This window comes from Paenibacillus borealis (assembly GCF_000758665.1).
GTDB classification, from domain to species: domain Bacteria; phylum Bacillota; class Bacilli; order Paenibacillales; family Paenibacillaceae; genus Paenibacillus_AQ; species Paenibacillus_AQ borealis.
Window position 1 is genome coordinate 7,022,741 of the sequence record NZ_CP009285.1, and the last position, 20,073, is coordinate 7,042,813.

Sequence of the window (20,073 nt, forward strand, 5' to 3'; positions counted from 1 at the left end):
CCAGTTAGGCTACGGGTGCGGGCTTTTGCCAATCAATAAGATGTAAATCAAGGCCGCTTAACTTAACTATATTACTACTGTAAGAAAATCTTATACAGAACCTGAGCAGCTTCTGCTCTGGTTGTTGTCCCGTCAGGGCTCAGGCTTACATTCCCCCGTCCGTTGACGAAGCCCATCTTAACCATTGCAGACATATCGTCCGCTGCGTATTTTGCTACCTTCGAGGCATCCGTAAATTTCTTGAGATCCTCAGCTGTACCATTCTGCAGGACTCTGCCTGCTGCCCGCAAGGCACGCATGGTCAGCACAGCCATATCCTGTCTTGTAATTTCCGTATCCGGCTGGAAGCTGCCGTCCGAGCCCAGTGCGATTCCAAGCGCTTTGGCGATTCCAATTTCATTATAATACGGGCTGGTATTCTGGATATCACTGAAGCTGGTGTTGAAGTCCGCAGTAAGCTCCAGCGTTCTTACCAGCCAGGCCAGGTACACACTTCTTGTAATCTTGTTGCCGGGATTGAAGGTCGCCTCAGATGTTCCTTCAATGAAGCCTTTGGACGCCATCGTTTCAACCGCTGCTGCATACCATGAATCCTTGATTACATCATTGAAGCTCTTCTTGGTATACACAATTGCATATTTACCGGCATTTGCCGCTGTAAATACCATGGCTTGCCCGGCAGCATCGTAATCAGCATTGTGAATCTGAACAAGCCTTCCGTTTGCATCAATATACGATACAGCTAAATATTTGGAGTTTGCCAATTCTTCAGCACCAGAAGCATATAGCAGTCTGATCTCTGCCGGTGCATTCAGGTTATTGGCTGGTACTGCCACCCCATCCAATTTGAAAGCCCATTCAATAACAGGTCTGCTGCCGATCATGGCTTTTGCCGCTGGATCAAGCTTGGAAGTATCCGCCCGGCTAAGTGTCAGTTCCACACTCTTGGCACCCGCCCCTACGCTCTTTAGCATATTAGAAGGCACTATAATTGTACCGATTTCCGTAACAACTTCTATCCTGATATTGCCTGTATCCGAGGCTAGTGCAGCTGCGGGAAGCTCAACCACATAGGCACTTGCTCCCTCCGCTTCCGGTATTTCCACTCTAACCGTCTTCACATTGCTGCTGTCTGCTTGCGCATGCTCCAGCGCCTGATTAATATCAGCCTGCCGGATTGTTGCCGCTTTGGCTATACCGGTTGCCGGATCCGCCTTTGGTGCCTCAACCTTAATCAAATGTCCTTCGACTTTGATGGTTACAGGAGTCGGCGAAGGTGTCGTGACCGGTGCTGCTGCATCCGCTGGTGCAGATGTAGGCGAAGGTGCTGGCGTTGGATCCGGCGTTGCAGTCGGCCCAGGGTCTACAGCAGGATTGCTGATGACGACTGTAAGGGACGGACTCGCATAATGAGTTGCCGTTTCCTTAACTCTCACCTCGTAGGTTCCGCTGCCCAGACCTGTAACCTCTGCACCTGTGATGGAGATCCAGCTGCCAGCGTCTCCCCCCTCTTGCCGGTATTCCATCGCCGGATTCACACCGGTGATCTTGCCGTCCTTAGCGCCGGCTACACTGACATCCACACCTTTGACCTCTGTACCGGCCGGCGGATTCTGTTCCTGCTTGATTCCGTCAGGAACTACGATCAGGATCGCTGAGCTTGGATTGCTGGTATCCGTCCCGGCGTACCGGAGCTCATAACTCCCGGCTTCCAGACCTTCAATGCTGGTTCCGCTGACCGGGATGAATAGGTCGCCATCCACCCTACGGTATTCCATATCGACAGTTACATTGTCAATCTTCCCGTCGTTTCCGCCTGCCGCTGCAGGCGGCGTAATCACCAGGCCATCTGCTGATGGCGCATCTCTGTCTTCCTTGGCTTCATTGCGGATGTCTACAATTACCGGCGGGCTTGCTTGCAGCCCTTCTGCCGCTGCGTACCGGATCTGATAGCTGCCCGGCTCCAAATCGCTGATAGCTGTACCAGTAACAGGCGTATAGCTCTCATCGCCAAGCTTCCGGTATTCCATAGTGTCATTTACACCCTCGATTATACCTTTTGTCCCGTTATCCGAATTGGCGTGCGTGATCGCCCACCCGCTTGAATCCGGTGCAGCCTGCTCCTGTATCTGTCCTTCCGGAATAATAACTTCCTTATCCAGGCTGGCACTCAGCGAACCAGTAGCTATATACCGGACATAATACCTGCCGGCGGTGAGGCCTGTAATCTCAGTTCCTGTGATTGCAGTATATTCTCCAGCGCCTTCCTTCTTATATTCCATTTCCGTGGTCACTCCGGTCAGCTTGCCGTCATCCCCATGCAGAACGGAAGGTGCAACTCCGGCAGGAGTTACCGGTGCCGGGCGGTCCGGATTGGATGCGGCCTGGATAACTTCCCATTCCCACAGGCCAACGCCGTTATCGCCTGCCGCTGATTGCTTGGTCATGGTAACCCGCAGCGCCTTAACCTCAAGCACAGAATTAAACGTGTAACGGTTCGAGGATTCTGCCGGAGTATGGTCAACCACCTTGATGCCATCGGTTATCGTACCAGCTGTCACCCATTCATTGGTGACACTATCAAGCGGGATATACGAATACACAACCTTAGTAGGCGGCATGATCCCGCCGGCATCAGACCACAGCACCAGGTTCGAGCTTTGGATGGCAGCACCCTGCGGCCATTCATATTGCACCCATTCCTCTGCGCCTTCGTGGCCCCATGTTCCCCAGTGCGGGATGCTGCCGCTATCTTTCTTCCCGTCATTCACCGCAGCCAGACTCTCCCAAGGTGAGGTGTAACTGGAAGAAGGATTCGCCAAGAACGCCATATTGCCATCACGCGGACTGAGCAGACGCAGATCGGCCAGAAGCTTCTCAAGTGCCTGGAAAATTTCCCCGTCTGTGGCATTCATATTCTTAATCACAGCGGAAGCTTCCGCCTTCGCCTCATCAACCGGCGCAAGACCCGGATCTATAAAGTTTGACGCATTTAATGTATTTACATAGTTATATACCTTAACCAGCTCTGACTTATCTGCCGCCCCTGTGTATCCGTATACCTTCCATTCCAGAATACCGGAGCCATTAACAGAAGGCTTCATGTCGATGCGGGCCCCTGTAATAAAGCCAGGCTCAAAGGTAGTTGTATTGTATTTATTAAGCTCATTGCCAAGTCCCTTCAAAGCCCTTGGGGTATACCATTTCCCGTTCTCATCGCGAAGCATTAACTGCATATCCTTCGGACGGAAGTTTCCGCCGCCGTCCTGGAACACATAGACATCCATGGAAAAGGCCAGGAATGGCTGATCCCATTCATACGTCACCCATGCCGGATCTCCTTCTCTTCCCCAGTTATGCCATGCGCTGTTCGCGGCACCGCGGTTCGGTGAGAAATCTGCCGAGCTCTTAGGATCAATGCCGTTATTCATCGCTTCCGGATACCCGTCGCCGCCGGAGAAGCTGGCAGAGGCTTTGGCTGTCGGCGCCGCATTCTGCAGCCCTGTATTCACGACATATACGGTGGCCCGTACCTCCAGCTCACTGCCCTGGACTGTACCCTTGGCTTCGAACTGGCCTGTACCCGCATAGCTGCCCGGATCAATTGCCTCCCAGGCAATTTCCCTCTCGCTATATCCGTCCCCAGACAGAATATTCACCTGGCCGGGAAGTACCGGGACGGTATCCTTCCTGGTCACTACACTGAGTGCCCGGTAGGCATCAACGGTATCTTCCTTAATCTCAATCGTTACATCCTTGCTGGCTGTCTTATCTCCGTCTGCTGCGGTGAAGGTAAACACATAAGTACCTGCCTTGCTTACACGGGCATAAGCCACTGCTTTGTCGCCGCCTACAAAGGAAATATCCGCTGCGCCATCCGGCTGTTGCTTGACAGCCCATGTATACGTCAGCTGGGACTCACCTGCCCCACTGTGTACCGGATCTGGCGTTGCCGCGCCGGACAACACCACAATACTGTTATTGGCAACATCCTGGGCCGCAGTCACCTGGCCAATAGCCGGAGGTTGTTTCTCCGGCGGTGCAGCCAGCTCGAAGGTCACTTGGCCGGAACCGTTCTTCTGCCCGTCACTCGCACTAAGCTTAACCGTATACGAGCCTTCTTTGGTACCGGTAGCCTGTGTAATGCTTGCCTTCGGATGATTGAAGCTCAGCTTGCCGCCTTCCGGCGTGCTGACGGCTTCCCATGTGTAGGTCAGTGTTCCTTCCGGCGCGCCGTCATCGGTCACAATCCCATTCAGCATAAATGGAATCAGCGCCTGCGGAGTTTGCGTCGCCAGCTCTGCAGTCATCTGCGGAGCTTGATTCTCGCCGCCGGCTGACTTTTCAATGGTCAATTCGGCACTCTCCGCGCTGCCCATCTGGAACACAGCAACGCCTTTATGGTTCTTCACATAGAACTGTCCGGCAGCTGCACCATTCAGCTTAAGGTTATAATAGCCATTCTCCATTCCGGATCCGTCAAACGTAATCCGCGAAGCATGCTCCTTTGCGGTAGGATTCAGGAGCTGCAGAGTAAATCCCTTACCGTCTTTTTGAATTTGTGCACGTTCAATTTTATCGCTTTCCAGAGCCAGATAGATGTTCTCATCGATCAGATTGATCCGCTTACCGAAACCGTCCTTAGGCGTAATGTGGTAACTGCCGCCATCGTCAGTGACCTGAGCGCCGTATCCGAACAGTCCGAATACCGGATCTGTCACAATATCGGAGCTGATGCTGAGCAAAGAGCCATAGAGGCCTTCCTCAGATTCACCGGAAAAATCATTCCAGCCGTTATGCATGACGCGCGAGCCGCCATCGTATACGTCCTTGGTGCCGGTGCCTCCTTTATACATCGAATATCTCCAGGAAGTGCTGCCGACAGAATCCGCCGTGATTTGCCCCATGTTGACGGCATTGAAGTTCGAAAGCTTCGCGGCATAGTTGCGCTGCTGCGCAATCGCGGTCTGCTCCGCGGACCTGCCGTCATCCTCATAGCGGAGCCAGTCATCCATAATGTATCCGGCTAATGACGCCGTATATTGGAAATTCCACCAGCCCTCGCCGCCGCGGAAGACCGGCACGGAGTAATGGAACCAGGTAGGCTGAATACCGCGCATGGCACGGGTTTTCCAGTCGGCCATTTCCATACTAGCCTCAGCTGCTTCTGCACGCCCGTCTGCAGGGTAGTAGGTGCGCAGCGCCTTGGCTGCAGCATAAGCCCCTTCCTCGCCGGTATTATCATATTCAAATTCCGACCCGTAAGGATAGTTGGCGTAAGTCATATTCCGCCCCTTATCGAGGGCGAACCTCTTCTGCAGATTGGCCGACTCGGCCGGCATTCCCTCTTCCTTCAGGGCTTCAATCATATCCGGAATCTGCTGCTCGCCATAGAAACCGATGGCTCCGGTGGAAACACGCTTATAATAGATGTTATAAGCCTTCTCCAGATAGAACTGCGGCGATTCCCGGTACTCGATCAGATTAGGATACGCCTTCTGAATCCGGTACATGTTGAAGAATCCGGTCGCTTCCATGATCTCGGAGAACGTTCGTGTATAAGGCTTGTCTTTATCGGTGTACGCGCCGGAATCCTTCAGCCAGTTCGCAACGATATAACTGTCCTGCGTATTCTTCATGAACCGTTCCCACATGAAGTCGATCAGGTAAGTCTCAATGGAGCGGATTTCATCGGGATCCGGAGCAAGGTAGTTCTTCAGGGTCATGAAGTTGATGTTATCATGGCTCCAGTCATCTCCCCAGTGGCTTGTACTCAGGTCGATACCGCTTGTAAGATACCAGTCGAAGTAGTTACCGTAAGTCGCACTTTCCGGGTCCTTGTCCTGTGTTTGATCAGCCATAAACTCGGAATGAGCTTCCGAAGTGGCATCCAGCTCGGCCAGAACATTGAATTCATACTGGGTGAATTTATCCACCCATTCATTACCGGCCTTCAGCTTATATTCCACACGCACGCTGTTATTGCCGATGGAGCCAAACTGAAGTGAATAGATATGATGCTGTTCGCCATTCACAATCTTGGTCTCCACAAACTGAGACGATTCAGCGTAGCCCGGATTCCCGTCTGGAAGCCCGCGGCCGGTCCGGGAATTATCGACCATATCCTCCCTGCTCTTGCCGGGCTTGATATCCGGGATATGCGCTTCGTCAAACGGGTCATTCTCGTCCACATTCTGAATATCGATCGACTGTACATCAACGATACTGTCATCATAGTGCAGATCCAGCTTCACAGGCATATTGATCGCTGTCTGGAAGCCCGGCACTGCTACGGCATCAATGATGCCTGACTTGTACAGGATGGACCGGAGGTTAGTCTCGCGGTCTTCCATCGAAGTTGAACGGTTATTCGGACTTTGGGCACTTTCCTGGGGCGTGTTGTCGCCGGCCCGTACCGCTGAGAATTTGAACTTATACGTCTTCTCCTGATCAGGTGCCAGCACCAGGCTGGAAGCATCGGTGAAGTATCCGCGGCCGGTTTTCTGGATGTCCTTGGAGTGAATATACAGAACATTCAGCCCCGGATACCAGCCGCCGCTGTCGCCTGTCCAGTTCGCGAATGTATCCGCAGCACGCTGTTCTCCTGCTTCATGCATCCAATAATCCACATACTCAATGCGTGCGCCGCTATCGGGCACCGGGGTGAACAGCATGAAATTCCCTTCCCCGCTGGTGCGGATAGCATAGGAATACCCGCTGTCGGCACCAGCGAAATTATGCACAGTCACACGGTCATCATAGGTATCTGATAAGGTCTGGTATTTATTATTCCAAGGCATAGGCAAGCCGATATCCCCGAATTCGATATACTGGCTGCTCTTGTTCTTCACAGTAATTTCCCATAGCAAGGAACCGTCATCCGTCTCCATATCGAAGACAGACTTCACATCGAAGCCTTTCATTACCCGCTGGGCGGTGGAATCCAGGTTCTGTCCGATAAAATTGACTTCGACCTTTTTCCCGTCTGCTGAAACCGATTTGTCTATATAAGGGTTATCCGGATTGATGGCCGAATATTGCGTAGATCCCCCGGCGGCCAGTGTTTTATTGGTGTCAACTTCTACGAAGCCATCCCTGTTATCAGGAAACACTTCACTGGCACCGGTACGGTAGGAAAAGAGCATTTCACCCATCCACTGGTGCTGGATCCCATTTTGCGGCGATGTAGTGTTAGGCAGCACGAAATTGACCGGTTCCCCCTGTTTATTGGCAGGGTTATTGTTAATATACAGCTCCTCAATTTGTCCCAGATCTCCGACTTTGGCAGACAGGCTGGCATTGGAGATTTCATCCTTTACTGCTGTCACCGAAGCCGAAGGCGAAGCACTAACCTCCAGAGGCAGCGTTTGAAAGACCAGCAGCAGCGCGATCGCCAGCGGCCTCATTTTCTTAGAAATGATGGTCATCATAACCTCCTGTATACATGTCGTATGAACAATCCTTTGTACAAGGGGAACGGACTAATTCTTTAAGCCGGTAAGGGTAATACCCTCTACGAAATACCTTTGACCGATTAAGTAGAAAATGACACCCGGAGCGAAGGATAAGCAGGTTGCAGCCATCGTTAACGACCAGTCGCTCTTCAGCTGGCCCCGGAAATTGGTAAGTCCAAGGGCTATCGTATATTTATCGCTTGAATTAATATAAATCATCTGCTGGAGCAGATCATTCCATAGTGTGATGAAGATAAACAACGCGACGACGATCATAGCCGGCTTGATGGCAGGCATGATGATATTGAACAGGATGCGGAAATATCCGGCACCGTCGATGGTTGCTGCTTGATCAAGCTCCCGCGGGATCGACATAATAAACTGGCGGATCAGAAAGATATTGAACGCGCCGCCGCCGCAGAAATACGGAAGAATCAAAGGCCAATAGCTGTCACTGAAGCCCAGCCCCCGCGTCCAGCCGATATAAAGGGGAATAAGCGTAACCATCGCAGGCAGCAGCATGGACCCCACACATAATGCCCAGATCAGGTTTTTGCCGCGAAAACGCAGTCTTGCAAAGGCGTATCCGCACAAAGTAGCCGTAAATGTACCTGCCAGACAGGAAGGGACGATAATCACCATCGTGTTCCATAGGTACTTCCAGAATTTAAATACCTGCAGGGTCTTCTCATAATTGGAGAACAGCCAGTTGTCCGGGATCAGCGAGGGCGGATATTTGTAAATCTCAGCGTTCGTCATAAGCGATGTGCGGAAAATCCACCAGATCGGGAAGATAGCCAGGATGGCGAAAAGGATGACGACGGCAAAAGTTATAATGTTCAGGATTCTGTCTCTGCGTTTCCTGCTTCTTAGTCTGCCGTATGCCGCTGTGCTCATTTGTCATCGCCTCCTTCATTGTAGATCCACCGGCCCGACGTCTTAAACAGCACTGTGGTAAAGACCGCCAGTATGGCAAAAATAATCAGCGTCGTTGCGCAGGCATAACCCAGCCTGTAATTCACAAATGCCTGATCATACATCAGATAGGTCAGGAACCGCGAAGAGTTGCCCGGGCCGCCATTCGTTAACGCCAGCGCAGGTGTTACAACTTGAAGGTTGGCGATCAGGCACATCAACAGGTTGTAGAAAATAATCGGTGTCATACACGGAATGGTAATGTGCCGGAAGCGATGCCATCCGCCCGCACCGTCCATCTCCGCTGCTTCATGATACGTGACCGGAACATTTTGCAGCCCCGCCAGAAAGATAACAATCAGGTTCCCCGCCAGCCAGACTGAGATCAGGGAGAGGGAAGGGACGACAAAGCTGGAATCAGCGATAAACAGAATTTTGTTCAGCCCCAGCTCAGAGAGGACATAGTTAAAGAATCCGAAATTCCCCTCGTACAGCCAAGACCATCCTACGTAAATCGCTGCAGCCGGCAGCACATAAGGCACATAGAACACGGCTCTGAAAAATCCCCTCGCCGGAATTTTCCGGTTCAGCAGCAGCGCAATAAACAGGGAATAAATCATGCTTCCGGTTACAGATAGCGCTGCAAAATAGATGGTCGAGATAATCGAGTCTTTAATGTAAGGATCGGTAGTGAAAATTTTGATGTAATTATCCAAGCCAATGAACACAGGGCTCTTGAGTCCGGTCCAATTCGTCAAGCTGATTCCCAGCACACCGACAAGCGGCAAATACGTCAGAAAGATTAATCCCAGAAAAGCAGGAATCAAACAGATATAAGCAACGCGCGCCTCGGCTGAAAAAATCCGGGAACGCCGCTTCTGCAGTGGATTAATGGTTTTCGTCTTAATGGTTTCCATACCTTGCTCCCCACCTCATGGTTAGGGGGATAACCACCGCTTCCAGAATACCGGCGGTTATCCCCCTGTCTGTTATTTGTTGCCTGTATGAGCCGCCTTCAAAGCATCCAGATTCTTGGAGATCGCATCCTTGGCCGTAGTCTTACCGGTCCAGACATCTCCCAATATGGATCCGAGCAGCGTATTAAAGTCCGTTGTATAGTTCGTATAGAACCATGCAGCCGGTCTCGCGGCAGGAGATTGCGCATAATCGACAACGGCTGACTTATATTCGTCATACGGAGGGAAGTTTGGATTCTCTACCCATTTGCGGGTAAGTGCTTCATCCTTATACCATTTATCCAGCGTTGGCATCCAAATACCTGAAGAGATGAGTTCCCAGTTGTTTTCTTCGGAGTTGTACCATTTCAGCCATTCCATCGCTTCTTTGGGATGTTTGGTTTGGGAGAATACAACATTGGCACCGCCTGTGCTGATGGTGACCTTATCCTTCATATATGGCAGTACAGCTACACCATAGTTCAGTCCTTCTTCTTTTGCCGTATTCAGGCTGGTTCCTACATTCCATTGACCGTTAGTTGCCATAGCAACAGTACCGGCAATAATCGTGCGCTGGATTCCATCATCGGTCTGTCCGACCGACAACGGGGCAACATGATCCTTCAGGTACAGATCAGCCACCCTCTGAATAGCTTCAATGCTTGCGTCCTCCCCGACCTTAACCTCTGTACCATCTTCGGAGTAGAAGCCCCCGCCATTACTGAGTGTCCAGGCTTCCAGCTGCCACGGAAGATTCTCCACAGAAGCCCCAAACTGAACGATGCTCTGTGCATTGAAGCCATCATCGCCGGGATGCTTGCCGTTCTTGTCATTCGTCAGCTTCTTCGCGGCATCTACGAATTGATCCCATGTCCAGGCCTGATCCAGTGCAGATGGAGGATACGGTACGTTCGCTTTATCGAACATGTCTTTATTATAGTAGAGCAGGAGAATTTCATTGGCCGCCGCATAGGCTACGGGCTTGCCCTGATATTTGTAGGCCAGGCTGTCCAGCGGCTTGCTGTCGCTTCCCTCGTACATGGCGCTTACATCATTCAGCATCCCTTCAGAGGACCATTGAATGACCCCGTCCTCCTTCAGCATCCCTGTATCCGGCAGCTGTCCGGCTGTTGCAAGCGTATTTAATTTCGTCATGTAGTTCTCCCAGGGAATCGCCTGCACCTCCACTTCAATCTTATCCTGGGAAGCATTGAACCGGTCTGCCACGGCCTGGGTTGTATTCCCCTCAGCCGCGCTGCCCCACATGGAGTAAATAATTTTGACCTTTTCAGCAGATGCTTCAGGTGCTTTGGTAGCTTCTGATCCGGGTGACGATGTGCCTGTGTTTTTGTTTGTATTGGCCTCATTGCCCCCGCATCCAGCTGCACTTACTAATAGTGCAGTCAGGATAAGACCTGCCCCGAGTTTCTTTCCTGTTTTCATAGCCTCTGATCTCCCTTCGAAATTAGCCTGAATTTGTATGTCTATCCATTCAACCCGGACTGAAAGGTTAAACGTTTAGCATAAAGATTAAAACCATCCGATAAAAGTGACTTTTCAGGACATTCTTCACACTGCTGGCAACTCAACGTATAACTAACCCTAGCTTATTTCAACGTCCCCCTCGTTTAGGAAGCGCTTACTTTATTATATCACCCGCAGTTTAGATTGAATAACGACTATTTCAACCTATATTTATGAATTTTCAATCAGTATATCGAAGTAAAACGTTTAAATTTCTGCTCGTTCAAACTTTCCCCCGGTAAACAATACACGCTTGATGCTTTCCCCTGCCGATGAAACGAATGACAGCCCTTGCTCCAGCATCACATATCTGGCCGGATATGCAGCGTAGCTTGTAATCTCCCAGCCCCGCTCTGCCGGCTCAATCAAACCATTTACACATCGCAGCTCTCCTTCGCTGTCTGTATACAGATAGGTGGTTGTTCCAAAGCCGAGCAGATAAGCGACGAGTTCCTCTCCCATATCCCAGTCATCCCCCTCAATATCGGAGAACAGGCTGCTGAATAACGGATCACTCGACTTTTTGAAAATGGATTGGCCAAAGCGGTTACGGGAAAGCTCCGGCATATTTAAATTAGGGGCGGCAATGCTGTACGTAGAAGCTGCCTCGCCGGGCTTAAGCTTGCGGGTTGTTGAATGTACATTCCAATCATAGCAGTTAAACATCGCCATTGTTGCCCGGTAACCGGCTTCCAGCAAGCGTGCATCTCCAATCGTTTCATAAGAAGACCGGGCGGCACCTGCTGCCAATCCCCCCCATAACGAATGTGTCATGAAGGATAAGGCCTCCCACCAGCGGTCCGGGGCATTGGCTCTATAATCATTGCTGAATCCGATGTTGGCAATAATCAGCGGAGCGTATCGTTCTGCTTCATCGGTTAAACCAGCCAGGCATAAAGCTTCACAGGTAAGTCCAAACCCGGCATTATCATAGAAATGCTCCGTCACGGCTCCCTGATACCCCTGCGCACCTTGCTTCAGCCCTTCTACCAGCGCTAACCATAGTTTGTTAAGCTTATCATGCCAATACATTAATGCGCTCTTCCACAGGTCCGCTAACAAATCTGCAATATACAGAATGAATATCCCTACAAGCTGCGATTCTTCCTGCTCACGCTTATTCCGGTGACACTCCGGGTCCAGCCTCATACACATGACCTGAGCGGCCCAAGTCAGATACATTTCCGGACTTCCGTAATATAAATGTGATTGATCAAATTTGGATAATAAATAATACACGTGGCCGATATAGTCAAAATCATAAATACGGTAAAAGGACCCGTAAAGCGGTTTGGGATGCAGGAAATCCCCATGTTCAAACCAATGGTATTTTAGATCAAGGAAAGCAGACAGCTCCACTTTTCTGACTTGTGCCGGTACAGGGGGCGATAGAAGATTCTTCATCAGAATGAAAGCTAATTTGCCAAGCGATTCTCCTTGATTGGATAACGGCAGAAATGAATAGGGGCGGGTTACTGAGGCTGTATTAAAGCTGTTGTCACATAACCATTCGGCCCGTCTCTCAAGAATCTTATGAACAGGCTCGAGGACATTGCCGACTAGCATATCACATTTGCCGTTGCTGAGCTCAGCAACCAGCTTGATCTCCCCCGCTGACTTCAGCGGCAGAACTGCGCGTAACCGATTAGATTTTGCTGCGGGAACGATTGTGAATTCACTTGAGATATCCTTCTCGTATACAACACCTGCTTCACCGGTTGCGCTATACATTTTTACCGACTGCAGTGTTTCCTGCTCCGGCAAATCTACTTCGGCAATATATTTCCCTTCAGTAGTAGTAACAGATGAATAGGTCCAGCCCGGATGTCCGTACTTGAGCGCTTTAGTATAGAAATCCGCCTGCCCGTCAAATGTTGTAAACACAAATGACCATTCTCTCTCGCCATAAGGCTCTAAGATGACAGGTGCATAGCCGCCGTAGATCCAATCACTGTCTGCCGACTGCTCAAGCGAGCTTCCATCCTCAATAAAGGACAAGCGGTGGTAGAGCATTCCATCCAGTGACGGGGAGACCTGTTCCAGAAAACGATTGACATAACTGCAATATGTACCAAAGGCGGCAACACGTTCACCGGTACTGTATATAGCCAGATGGGGTGCCTCATTACTTCTGCGTACTGCTGCAAATTTGCTGAAATCCCCGCCCATATGCGGAAATACTGCGCAGGAATGCTTAATATTCCTCATAACATCACGATCACGGAACATGATATAGGCCAGAGAGAACCAGCTGTGAAATCCATTGATTCTTACGGCGGCAGCAGCAGGATTGGAACAACGGATCTTCCATGTCCATTCTCCATTGTTGTTCAGCAGATATTCATATTGAACTTTAAATTTATCATGCACAAAAGTTACAGTAGCCGATGTATCACCCGCAACTTCAATACAGGGTTTCAGGTTAGCGCTTTCAATCTGTTCATCATCAACCATAGCCGTCCATTGTCCAAAGGGCTTATGCTCCTGGGCGTAGCCGGCCTCTTGAACATAACCTGCATCAATTACCCAGTTCATCCTTGCGGGATCCTCTGTCATAAAGAGGGCTTCGACTGTTCCTTCTGCTGAGAGGTTTACTTCAAACGTATCATTACGAAGCAGTCTCAAGATATCACTCCTACCGATTTAATTTAAACGTTTAGATTTTGGGTTAATATTACCATAGTGTAAAATTGCCAGCAAGCCATTTATCCCTGCTGCAGATAAAGAGACTGCCTAATTTATGTGTACAGTCTCTTCCCGCAATTATTATTTCATAGAGGCTCTTGGCCCCGCTACAGAATCCCGCTCAATCAGTTTGCATAACGGAGGTTCCTCTATTGTCTCCTCATTTCCGCTAATCCGGTTAATTAGAGTCTTCATCGCCAATATCCCCATGTCATGCAGCGGTAAATCCATCGTCGTAATTCTGGGATTCAGATAAGCGCTGAATTCCCGGTTATCAAAACCGATAATCGACAGCTCCTTAGGCACAGAAATCCCGCGTTCAGCTGCAGCTCTCAGGGCACCGGCAGCCATCAAATCGTTCATCACAAGAATAGCCGTAGGCGGGTCGGGCAATTCCATTAGCTCACCTAATAGCTGATACCCTGACTCCCCTCCCCAGTCGCCTACCTTGATAAACTGCGGGTCGAAATACAGCTGAAATTCCGTCAATGCTTTGTAATACCCGTTAAACCGCAGTCTCGAAGGAATTGAATCCATTAAGCCGCTGATGACCGCAATCCGGGAATGCCCTTTACTGACTAAATACTGGATGGCATCATAGGAGGCTTGTTCATCATTATACTGAATAGAGCACTCATTCTGCGCGTAGCAATACGTATAGACAATCGGCTTGTCACCCGTATGAATTAATCCCGTTAAATCGCGGGGATGCACCCCAATGTATACAATCCCTTCCACCTGATTGGATACCAGATCCGATACCGCATTTTGTGCGTACTTCTGGTAAGCAGCGGTATCCGCATAATTGTAACCTACCTTTTTTTGCAGCCGCAGGTTGGTTAACAGGATATGCAAATCATGTTGCTCCGCATAATCATTTATTCCATCAATAATTTCCGGCGTGTTAAAGACCGTTATGTCTTCCGCAATGACTCCGATCGTATTTGTTCTTCTGCTCTTCAGGCTCTGGGCAATCGCGTTAGGCCTGTAATTAAACTCTTCAATTACCTTCAAGACCCGCTCTTTCGTCTCAGGCTTCACATTACGGGTACCATTGATCACATATGATACTATCGCGGTGGATACATTTGCGCGCAAAGCAATATCTTTAATTCCGATTCTCTTCATCCATTCACCCTATTTAAACGTTTTACATTGCGCAAACATTGTATCACTAACACGACTTGACATTCAAATCTAATTTTGAGTTATGCAGAGTCTAGCCCTCCCTTCAGAAATTCTTTAGATTTCCCCTACCTAATTCCTCAGAATTTTTAGTTAGTATTTCTGTATTGAAGTAAGCGAAGGAGATGGCATGTTGGCTAGTCATACGATCTTAGAGCTAATCAATCAGTATGGATATCTGGTTTTTTATCTTGCTTTTACGCTTGGCCCTTTTGGTATTCCAATCCCTAATGAAATTACGATTCTCACCGGAGCTACCCTGAGCCATATGGGGGTGATTAGTCCGTGGACGACTTATTTTTGCGTTTTATCAGGGTTATTGACTGCCTTTACGCTTTCTTATTTGGCAGGTAGATTCTTTGGTCAGAAGCTGAAGAACAAATTCAAGGAGAACAAACATTTCCAAAAGGCCGAGCAGATTCTCACGCAACGAGGGCATGCAGCTATGTATATAGGCATGTTTATTCCAGTTGTACGATACATCATCCCTATGTTCATTGGACTGAGCGGTACAAGCTATAAACGGTTCGCCCTTATTTCATATTCCAGTGCATTAGGCTGGACCTTGCTTTTCTTCTCAGCAGGAACATTCTTCGGAAATCATTTTCTCGCTAAACTATTCAATATCTAACAATTCACAAATTTATGGAGGAAAATCAAATGGGGGTAAACGAAAATTACTTATTCTTACGAAGCTTTATTCAAGATCCCAAACGGGTGGGCAGTGTAACGCCAAGCTCACGATTTCTGGCACGCAGCATGGTAAACCAAGCACCTTGGCATGAGATTAAGGCAGTTGCCGAGCTTGGATCAGGCACAGGTGCGATTACCCGTATAATGAATACTAAGGTAACGGACACAACTAAAGTCCTGCTGTTTGAGATGGACACCACGATGAGAAATAACTTGAAAGCGGAATACCCTAACTTTTCATGCCATCGTAATGCTGCCCATTTAGTAGAAACAATGAAAAATTCGAATATTGATGAGCTGGATTGTATTTTTAGCGGATTGCCCTTTTTCAATTTTGAGCCTGAATTAAGAAATACTTTGGTTGAACAGATTCATGAGTCCCTCAAACCAGGAGGATTATTTATCGCCTTTCAATATTCACTTCAAATGAAGAAGCAACTTTCCGAATACTTTAATATTGATACTGTAAAATATGTACCGCTTAATTTCCCGCCTGCGTTCGTCTATGTCTGCCGTAAAAGGGAAACCTGATAAAAAAAAACGAAAAGGGAGCCGCTGCTATTGAATACAATCCTTGTTGCCGACGATGATTCTGAAATTCGCGACGTGATTCATGTTTATTTACGAAATGAGGGCTACTACGTGCTTGAAGCATCAGATGGACTAGAGGCACTGAATGCTATAAAAACAACCCCTATCCAACTGGTCATTCTGGATGTCATGATGCCTCAAATGGATGGTATCACAGCCTGCCTCAAAATAAGGGAAATATCCAACACTCCAATTATTATGTTATCCGCCAAACAGGAGGACATTGATAAAATCACCGGCCTGACTACCGGAGCAGATGATTACATGATCAAACCGTTCAATCCCCTGGAGCTATTAGCCCGTGTAAAAGCCCAATTACGCCGTCAGTCGTTAACCGGGAAGGAAGAATTCAATTCGTTACTTATCATTAAAAACCTGATCATCGATAAAAATAAACATTCCGTGAAATTAAACGGACTTGATATTTCTTTGACTCCAATTGAGTTTGCCATTTTAACTTTGCTTGCCACTCGGCCTGGACAGGTTTTCAGTTCGGAACAGATTTATGAGAGTGTATGGAAAGAGCCCTATGGATATTCTGACAATACCGTAATGGTTCATATTCGTAACTTGAGGGAGAAAATAGAGGAAAATCCAAGGGACCCTCTGTATATTAAGACCGTTTGGGGAGTTGGTTATAAAATTGATTAATGATGTGCAAAGGCCACGACAAAAAAAACGCATTCAGACCCATATTTTAATCAGGATGGTGCTCAGTTTAATTATTACTTGTTCCATAAATATTTCTCTCAGCATCCTACTTCTTCAGCTTGGAAATGTAACCAACTGGGGATGGGTATTGAACGTCCTCTCCTTTCTTCTAACACCACTTTTTTTAGTAATCTTTGTTTTTACTTTTTTCACATTGACCCGGCGAATCGTCAAAGATTTAGTTACGCTAGAGCAAGGGCTTCAGATTATAGCTGAGGGTGATTTGAGTTACCGGGTAGATGTTGAGCGGCAGGATGAACTGGGACTTGTGGCGCTAAACATCAACCGGATGGCGGAGCGGTTAGAGCAACAGATTATCAAAGAGCGGGAAGTAGAAAAATCCAAGATGGAACTGATCACCGGGATTTCACATGACTTGCGTACACCGCTTACAAGCATTATCGGCTATATTGAGCTTCTTAGAACAGAATCTTTTCAAGATAAGAAAGAATACTCGCGGTTTGTTCAGAACACCTATAATAAAGCGATTCATTTGAAACAGCTGCTGGATGACTTGTTTGAATATACCCGGCTGTCCTCGGTGGACTCCCGGTTAAATCTGGAGAGGGTCGATTTATCACAGCTCTTGAATCAATTGTTGTTTGAATTCGAACCGCTCGCTCAAGACAACAGCGTTCTTCTTGTCAAAGATATTGGTAAGAGTCCAACCATCACGTTAGTCGACAGTGAAAAAATCGCCAGAGCCATCGATAACCTGCTCATGAACGCCTTAAAGTATTCTCTCAAACCGGGGAGTATCCGCATACGAATGATAACGGAATCGGAACAATGTACCATTGAGGTTGAAAATAAAGGAACACCTCTCTCAAAAGACCAGGAGAACCGTCTATTCGAACGATTTTATAAGGCGGACCATTCCAGAAAAAGCGAAGGCATTCAATCCGGAGCCGGTCTTGGCCTTTCGATTGCCAGGAATATCGCGGAGCTGCACCATGGAACCTTGTCACTTGAACATAATCATGATATCTTCACCTTTCGGCTGCGATTGCCTTTCCAGAAGGGGGTCTGAGATGTTTAATGGAGCGGTCTATCGCAAAAAACCAGTCATAGCAAGGGTATCGCTACTACTGGTTTTTGCATCAGTCTCACACCTATTAAGCTGGTTCATTCGATTTATAAATCATCATAAGTGATTAGCTCTATTCCTGATTCCTCTAGCCATTCTCTCGTCATGGGATCACATAACATATCTACTTCCATTGGCCTTGGCAAGGTGAGAGACGAATTCTTTAAAATGTAGCCGTCCAAATACCCGGGATGACAAATAAACATATTGTACTCATCCTCATTGGCCTTTTCCATAGCTGATTTTAAAGACTCAAAAGGAACGTATTCAGGCTTCATACTATCCATATGAAATATAACATCTTTACTTCCTATGTGCACAGGACTACCGTCCATAGAGATGCCTGAATACTTAAGACCGTATTTTACCGCAACGATTTCCAGACCTTTATAAAAATTAGCACTGAAAACGGCATGGCCTTCAAAATAACGCGGAGGCTCGCCGACAAGCTCGACAAATCTATGATACTGAGCTTCTATTTCAAGGATTACTTCATCAAGAACGACAAAGTCTTCTTTAGTCTGGCGGTATTCACGCGATGATTTAAATTCACCATTACTATTTGTGATGCTTGGAATTAAGGAAGGATGCGTGAGCGGCCTGCCAATACATATATTGGTATGTTGTCCCAAGCAAACCTCTGTATCCTTCAGAAGCTCCAGCCCCTGGATTACCGATGCCATATTGGGCATCACTCCCACACTTCCTATGATGCCATCTTTCACACTCTTAGCAATCCCATAATTAACTCCCTCGGAGTAGCCTAGATCATCAGCTCTTAACAGTAGCTTTTTCATTGGAACTCTTCTCCTATCCTATATATAATTTCCTTTATTAATTTACGGGAAGTTTTACAGTTACCGGATCATCTTTTTTAAAACCCAGGAAATACGTAGCGACCGCAGAAACGATAAAACCGATTACTCCTGCTATAATCCCATTCACAAGGTTGGAAGTCGGCCCACCGGCAAAACCAAGCACGGCCAGAAAACTTGCTACCGGAATAAAAGTATACGCAGTAACACCCGCTATTCCAGCATAAAGTCCACCGGCAAATCCGCCGATGATCATTCCGATAAACGGACGTTTATATCTCATTCCTACCCCATAAAGTCCTGGTTCGGTAACTCCACCGATAAGTGAGGCTATAAAATAACCAATTGCAAGACTACGCTGTTCCTTCTCTTTAATTCGCAGCCCCGCTCCCAAACACATCCCTGCAACAGCAAAGCTGGCTGCAATCGCAGCAGGAGTAACCAAACCCTCATGCCCATTCGTAGAAAAAGCGAGGATAAGTGTAGTTATCAGCACAATATGCATGCCACTCATTACCAGGAACTCATAGATTGCTGCAATAATTGCAATTCCAAGGAATCCTGTAACTCCCGATAATCCTAAAAGTCCGCTGCTGATATAACTTCCCAGGAAGGACCCTGCCGGTCCAAGTACAGTAAGTGCAATAGGAAGCATAATTAGAATTGTTAGGGACGGAGCTAATATGCTCTTTAGTATGTTAGGTAAATATTTTTTGATGAATTTTTCGATGTAAGACATAACCCACACTGACATGATAATCGGGAATATAGTGCTATTATAATTTTGAATTTTACTTGGAATACCGAGGACAGAAAAGCCGGTGCCATTTGTAGCAATATCTATTAGGGTTGGATGTATCATAATACCGCCCAGGAACATCCCCAACACTGGCGTCGCTCCGAATTTTTTAGCAGCGGTATAACCAACCACAACCGGGAAGAAGTAGAATCCCGCATCTCCCACAAGAGTAAACAAAGTATACAAATCACTGGATTCACTAATAACACCTAGCATACTTGGTCCGAGCAATGCTACTAGCAATTTGAACATAGAAGCCGCCATCATAAGTGGAATTAATGGTGTAAGACAGCCGGCAATACCGTCAAGGATACCGCTTCCAATAGATTTTAAAGTTATTTTTCTCTTCTGCTCTACAGGTTGGTTATCAGCTTGCGCATTATTGTCCAGACCAGCGATTGAATTCAGAGATTTGTAGACCTGATCAACGGTCTGTCCTATAACGACCTGGAATTGTCCCCCGGCATTTACAGTACCCAAGACACCCGGAATCCTTTTAATTTCCTCTGCATTCGGTACACTCTCATCCTTGAGGTTAAACCGCAGTCTGGTCATACAATGTGTAACTGTAGTGATATTGTTTGTTCCTCCAACTGCCTTTAATACCTCGCTAGCTGTCTTTTCGATTTTTTCGTTTTGTGCCATAATTTATCACCCC

At 47.8% G+C, this 20,073-nt stretch carries 12 protein-coding genes; 4 read left to right on the forward strand and 8 right to left on the reverse strand.

Annotation, left to right across the window (positions count from 1 at the left end; translation table 11 throughout):
* Positions 1–74: 74 nt before the first annotated feature.
* From PBOR_RS29580 to PBOR_RS29605, 6 genes are all read right to left on the reverse strand, one after another.
* Positions 75–7,430 carry a DUF5695 domain-containing protein gene (locus PBOR_RS29580; RefSeq protein WP_081972243.1) on the reverse strand — a complete coding sequence of 2,452 codons (7,356 nt, stop codon included), beginning with the start codon at positions 7,428–7,430 and terminating at the stop codon, positions 75–77.
* 51 nt (positions 7,431–7,481) lie between these two features.
* Positions 7,482–8,351 (reverse strand): carbohydrate ABC transporter permease, encoded by an 870-nt coding sequence (locus PBOR_RS29585; RefSeq protein WP_042217450.1) that lies wholly within the window; start codon positions 8,349–8,351, stop codon positions 7,482–7,484.
* Positions 8,348–9,286 (reverse strand): carbohydrate ABC transporter permease, encoded by a 939-nt coding sequence (locus tag PBOR_RS29590; RefSeq protein ID WP_042217452.1) that lies wholly within the window; start codon positions 9,284–9,286, stop codon positions 8,348–8,350. Before PBOR_RS29590 ends, PBOR_RS29585 begins: the two co-directional genes overlap by 4 nt.
* Positions 9,287–9,358: 72 nt before the next feature.
* Complete coding sequence (locus tag PBOR_RS29595; protein WP_042217453.1) at positions 9,359–10,768, reverse strand: ABC transporter substrate-binding protein; 1,410 nt, start codon at positions 10,766–10,768, stop codon at positions 9,359–9,361.
* A 288-nt stretch (positions 10,769–11,056) separates the two neighbouring features.
* Positions 11,057–13,474 (reverse strand): hypothetical protein, encoded by a 2,418-nt coding sequence (locus tag PBOR_RS29600; protein WP_042217455.1) that lies wholly within the window; start codon positions 13,472–13,474, stop codon positions 11,057–11,059.
* A 141-nt stretch (positions 13,475–13,615) separates the two neighbouring features.
* Positions 13,616–14,662 carry a LacI family DNA-binding transcriptional regulator gene (locus tag PBOR_RS29605; RefSeq protein ID WP_042217458.1) on the reverse strand — a complete coding sequence of 349 codons (1,047 nt, stop codon included), beginning with the start codon at positions 14,660–14,662 and terminating at the stop codon, positions 13,616–13,618.
* A gap of 187 nt (positions 14,663–14,849) precedes the next feature.
* Here PBOR_RS29605 and PBOR_RS29610 point away from each other — a divergent pair, with 187 nt between their 5' ends.
* From PBOR_RS29610 to PBOR_RS29625, 4 genes are read left to right on the forward strand one after another with little or no spacing between them, the layout of a single operon-like run.
* Positions 14,850–15,350 carry a DedA family protein gene (locus tag PBOR_RS29610; RefSeq protein ID WP_042217460.1) on the forward strand — a complete coding sequence of 167 codons (501 nt, stop codon included), beginning with the start codon at positions 14,850–14,852 and terminating at the stop codon, positions 15,348–15,350.
* A gap of 29 nt (positions 15,351–15,379) precedes the next feature.
* Positions 15,380–15,943, forward strand: coding sequence for a class I SAM-dependent methyltransferase (locus PBOR_RS29615; RefSeq protein WP_042217462.1), 564 nt, complete (start codon positions 15,380–15,382; stop codon positions 15,941–15,943).
* A 30-nt stretch (positions 15,944–15,973) separates the two neighbouring features.
* A complete protein-coding gene (locus PBOR_RS29620; protein WP_081972244.1) occupies positions 15,974–16,654 on the forward strand; it encodes a response regulator transcription factor in 681 nt (226 codons plus the stop codon).
* A complete protein-coding gene (locus tag PBOR_RS29625; RefSeq protein ID WP_042217465.1) occupies positions 16,647–17,744 on the forward strand; it encodes a sensor histidine kinase in 1,098 nt (365 codons plus the stop codon). The genes PBOR_RS29620 and PBOR_RS29625 overlap by 8 nt, the downstream gene beginning before the upstream one ends.
* A 104-nt stretch (positions 17,745–17,848) precedes the next feature.
* On the opposite strand, the gene PBOR_RS29630 is transcribed toward PBOR_RS29625, so the two are convergent.
* Together PBOR_RS29630 and PBOR_RS29635 are read right to left on the reverse strand one after the other, a co-directional pair.
* Entirely contained in the window at positions 17,849–18,598 is a 750-nt protein-coding gene (locus PBOR_RS29630; protein WP_042217466.1) for a ChbG/HpnK family deacetylase, read from the reverse strand.
* 37 nt (positions 18,599–18,635) lie between these two features.
* Complete coding sequence (locus PBOR_RS29635) at positions 18,636–20,060, reverse strand: PTS transporter subunit EIIC (protein WP_042217468.1); 1,425 nt, start codon at positions 20,058–20,060, stop codon at positions 18,636–18,638.
* Positions 20,061–20,073 lie beyond the last annotated feature (13 nt).

Bases quoted from the DNA above. Each gene is read 5' to 3' on its own strand.
- PBOR_RS29580 (WP_081972243.1), bottom strand. From the start codon at position 7,430: ATGATGACCATCATTTCTAAGAAAATGAGGCCGCTGGCGATCGCGCTG.
- PBOR_RS29585 (WP_042217450.1), bottom strand. From the start codon at position 8,351: ATGAGCACAGCGGCATACGGCAGACTAAGAAGCAGGAAACGCAGAGAC.
- PBOR_RS29590 (WP_042217452.1), bottom strand. From the start codon at position 9,286: ATGGAAACCATTAAGACGAAAACCATTAATCCACTGCAGAAGCGGCGT.
- PBOR_RS29595 (WP_042217453.1), bottom strand. From the start codon at position 10,768: ATGAAAACAGGAAAGAAACTCGGGGCAGGTCTTATCCTGACTGCACTA.
- PBOR_RS29605 (WP_042217458.1), bottom strand. From the start codon at position 14,662: ATGAAGAGAATCGGAATTAAAGATATTGCTTTGCGCGCAAATGTATCC.
- PBOR_RS29610 (WP_042217460.1), top strand. From the start codon at position 14,850: ATGTTGGCTAGTCATACGATCTTAGAGCTAATCAATCAGTATGGATAT.
- PBOR_RS29615 (WP_042217462.1), top strand. From the start codon at position 15,380: ATGGGGGTAAACGAAAATTACTTATTCTTACGAAGCTTTATTCAAGAT.
- PBOR_RS29630 (WP_042217466.1), bottom strand. From the start codon at position 18,598: ATGAAAAAGCTACTGTTAAGAGCTGATGATCTAGGCTACTCCGAGGGA.
- PBOR_RS29635 (WP_042217468.1), bottom strand. From the start codon at position 20,060: ATGGCACAAAACGAAAAAATCGAAAAGACAGCTAGCGAGGTATTAAAG.